This is a genomic window from Bradyrhizobium sp. PRIMUS42 (assembly GCF_023006515.1).
Classification (GTDB): Bacteria; Pseudomonadota; Alphaproteobacteria; order Rhizobiales; family Xanthobacteraceae; genus Bradyrhizobium.
In genome coordinates, this window is record NZ_JALBGZ010000636.1 from 1 (window position 1) to 3,654 (window position 3,654).

At 66.9% G+C, this 3,654-nt stretch carries 4 protein-coding genes; 2 read left to right on the forward strand and 2 right to left on the reverse strand.

The features are described from left to right. Positions 1 to 666, forward strand: a 666-nt coding sequence (locus MOV75_RS30870) for a lysylphosphatidylglycerol synthase transmembrane domain-containing protein (RefSeq protein ID WP_247007211.1), incomplete at its 5' end; no start/stop codon positions are given. Positions 667 to 701: 35 nt separating this feature from the next. Continuing rightward, positions 702 to 1,682: a glycosyltransferase family 4 protein gene (locus MOV75_RS30875; protein ID WP_246931314.1), complete on the forward strand. Its 981-nt coding sequence runs from the start codon at positions 702 to 704 to the stop codon at positions 1,680 to 1,682. On the opposite strand, the gene MOV75_RS30880 is transcribed toward MOV75_RS30875, so the two are convergent. After that, complete coding sequence (locus MOV75_RS30880) at positions 1,670 to 2,617, reverse strand: NAD-dependent epimerase/dehydratase family protein (RefSeq protein WP_246931312.1); 948 nt, start codon at positions 2,615 to 2,617, stop codon at positions 1,670 to 1,672. The genes MOV75_RS30875 and MOV75_RS30880 overlap by 13 nt on opposite strands. Next, the coding region (locus MOV75_RS30885; RefSeq protein ID WP_247007212.1) for a glycosyltransferase family 4 protein at positions 2,614 to 3,654 on the reverse strand (1,041 nt) is incomplete at its 5' end. The genes MOV75_RS30880 and MOV75_RS30885, both read right to left, overlap by 4 nt.

The following is a 3,654-nucleotide window of genomic DNA, read 5'->3' on the forward strand; positions in this document are numbered from 1 at the left end:
GCACGTGATCTCCTCCAACGAGGCGTTCCACCTGAAAAAGCTGCCGCGACCTACTCGATCTTCGTCGACCGCGCGATCGGCTTGATCGCGCTCGCGATCGTCATCGTTGCGAGCCTGCCCTGGAGCTACACCCTGATCACCGATCCGCACGGACGTTCGGCGCTGCTGCTCATCGATCTCCTGGCGCTCGCCGGCGGCCTCGGTTTCCTGATCTTCGGCGCGCTGAAATGGCGCTGGCTGAAGACCTGGTGGGCCACGCATCACCTTCACGCCTGTGCGGTGATCGCCAACCGCGTGATCTTCAACCGCACCCGCGGGCCGATCATCGCAATCCTGTCGGTGCTCGTTCACGTGCTCGCCGTCGTCATCGCCTGGTGCGTCGTGCAGGCGATTGCGGCCCCGGTCCGCTTCAGCGACGTCTTTCTGCTGGTGCCGCCCGTGATGCTGATCACGATGATGCCGATCTCGATCGCCGGCTGGGGGGTGCGTGAAGCCACGATGGGCCTGGCGTTCGGTTTCGCCGGACTTGCCGCCAACGAAGGCGTCAACATCTCGCTGCTGTTCGGCGCCGTGTCCTTCATCGTCGGTGCGTTCGGGGGCCTCGTCTGGATCCTCAGCGCGGAGAAGGCGGCGCAAGGCTCGGCTCCGATCGGAGTGCCGGAGTGACGACCCTCGTCTCGGGTCCGGACCCTGCGGCCGGACTGGTGCTGCTCGCGCTTGCGCCTGCCGGGCTGGCTGCACTGATCTCCGCCGGCATCACCTGGTGCAGCATGCCGCTGCTGCAGCGCTATGCGTTGGCGCGGCCGAACGCACGCTCATCACACAAGCTCCCAACACCGCAAGGTGCGGGCATCGCGGTCGTCGCCGCCACCCTGCTTGTCGGCTGGATTTACGCTTGGATTCCCCTGCCCCTGATCGGCTCCGCCGTGCTGATCGCTCTGGTCGGGCTTGTCGACGACATCAGGCCGCTGCCGGTCGTGCTCCGGCTCCTGTTGCAGGCGGGAGCGGTGGCCGCCGTCGTGCTCACGACACCGGAGGCGATGCGGATCGTTCCAGCCCTGCCGCTTGCCGCTGAACGCATCCTCCTTCTCGTCGGCGGCGTCTGGTTCGTGAACCTGGTCAATTTCATGGACGGGCTCGACCTCATGACCGTGGCGGAGGTGGTGCCTGTCACGGCCGCGCTCGGATTGCTCGGCTGGTATGGCGACCTCTCTCCGTCCGCCGCGTGGCTCGCAATGGCCCTGTGCGGCGCCATGCTTGGCTTTGCGCCCTTCAACAAGCCGGTCGCAAAGGTGTTCTTGGGCGATGTCGGCAGCCTGCCGATCGGCCTCTTGCTCGGCTGGTGCCTGCTGGAGCTTGCCTGGCAGGGGCACCCCGCTGCGGCGCTGCTGCTGCCGGCCTATTACCTTGCAGATTCCACCATCACGCTGTTTCGGCGCATCATCAGGCGCGAGCCGTTCTGGTCGGCGCACCGCACGCATTTCTATCAGCGCGCCACTGACAACGGCTTCACCGTCAAGCGGGTGACCGGCGAGGTGTTCGCGCTCAATCTCGTGCTGGCGTTGCTTGCCATCGTCACCGTTCGCGCCGGCTCGCTGACGGTCACGATCGTGTCCTTGTTCGCAGGCGCGGTCGCGGTCGCTTTCTTGCTGCAGCGCTTCTCGCGCACTCAGACGTCCTGAGCCGACAACGCCAACCGCAACCCTTCGTCCAGGGAGACCTCCGGCTGCCAGCCGGTCGCGAGCGCCTTGGAGATATTGAGCTCGAGCGAGCCGATCAGGCTGTCATGTGTATCCTGCCGGCCCATGACGCTGAGCAGGGTGCTGAGCAGGCCCGGCGGCACGCCGAACAGCCGCAGGCTCTTGCCGGACGCATCGGCAAGGCGCGTGATGAATTCGGGTGTCGAGACCTGCTCCTTGTCGGCCACGAGGAAGATCTCGAAATTGCTGGCGGGATCGGGATGACGTAGCCGGCGCAGGATGAACGACGACAGGTTCTGCACGGCAAGGAAGGCGCGCTGGTTGCGGATCGCGGCAAAGGGCAGCGGCAACCCGAGATCGACCGCGCGCGTCAGCAGCGCGAAATTGCCCTTGGCGCCCGCGCCATAGACCAGCGGCGGCCGGATCACCGAAATCTTCATATCGTTGTCGCGCGCCAGCGTTCTCAAGCCCGCCTCGGCCGCGGCCTTGGACATGCCGTAGAGGCCGCGCGGCGTCAGGATGTCGTTCTCGCTGAATGGGGCGCGGCCCTCGTTGCTGCGGCCGTGCACGAGCACGGTGCTGACGAAGACGAACTGGCGAACGCCGGCCGTCGCCGCGCAGCGCGCCAAATGCAGCGTGCCGGCGATGTTGACGTTGCGGTAGAGCTGGACCGCGTGCTCCTCGTGCTTGTGGTGCACACGCGCAGCGAGATGGACCACGGCGTCGACGCCTTCCAGCGCGGCCTGCCAATCGGTCTCCGGACCGATTGTGTCGATCACGACCTCGCCCTCGACGCCTTCCGGACTGCGAACCGCGCGGCGGACCGACCATCCCCCGCGAGCGAGCGCCGGCACGATATGGCGGCCGACGAAGCCGCTCGCTCCCGTCACCAGCACGACCGGCTTCTTCTCGTTCATCGTTGCTCCGACAGGTCCGGGTTGCGCAACAATTCGTCGATCAGCGCCGCATAGGCATTCAGCGCGGTCGTCCTGTCAAACCGGGATGCCGCCTTCACCGCGCGCGCTGCGATGGTGACGTCGTCGGACCGGGACGCCGCGCGGATCGCGTCTGCAAGCTGATCGGCGCGGCCTGGCGTCACGACCCAGCCGAGCCCGTTCTCCACCACCGTCAAGGCGGCCTCGGCCTCCGGCTCGGACACCAGCACCACGGGACGGCCGACCGCCAGCAGATTGTAGAACCGGCTCGGCACCGACACCCCCGCAACGTCCTTCCGGTACGGAATGATCCAGAGATCGGCGGACGCCAGAAACGCCTCGAGCTCGGAATCCTCGACGCGCCCGACGAAGGAGACATTGGGAAGGCTCGCCGCCGCCTGCAACTGCTTCAGTCGTTCGAAGCCGATGCCCCAGCCGGACAGCAGGAAGTGAATGTCCGCCTCGTCCTTGAGAAGCCGCGCCGCCTCGAACACGATGTCCGGATCATGGGTGAAGCCCAGATTGCCCGACAGGCCGACGATGAAGCGCGCGGCAATCGCCTTGCGGAACGGATTGTCCGACGTGATCGGCCGCGGCGCGGGCACCAGCGTCGCCCAGTTCGGGATGAAGCGGATCTTGTTCCGCCTCATTCCGGAATAGCTCAGCAGCGGACGCTCCGCGTCGCGGCCGATGGTGACGACGGCATTGAGCGCGCGGAACATCAGGCTGTTGGCGACCCGCATCGTCCGCGTCACCAGCGAGCCGGGCTTCAAGAGGCCCGCCATCACCAGCACGTCGGGAAAGAGGTCGTGCAGGATCAGCGCCGAGCGCGCCCCCTTGACCCTGGCTGCCGCCGCCACCGCGTAAGGCAGCATGAACGGCGCGGTGACCGTGAGCACGACGTCCCCTCGCCTCAGCTGCCGCGTCAACGCGAAGAACGTGCGCGCCGCGAACAGGAGCTCGGACACGCCGCGCCGCACCAGCGCCGCCTTGCCTGCCATGTGGTTCTTGATTGCGAC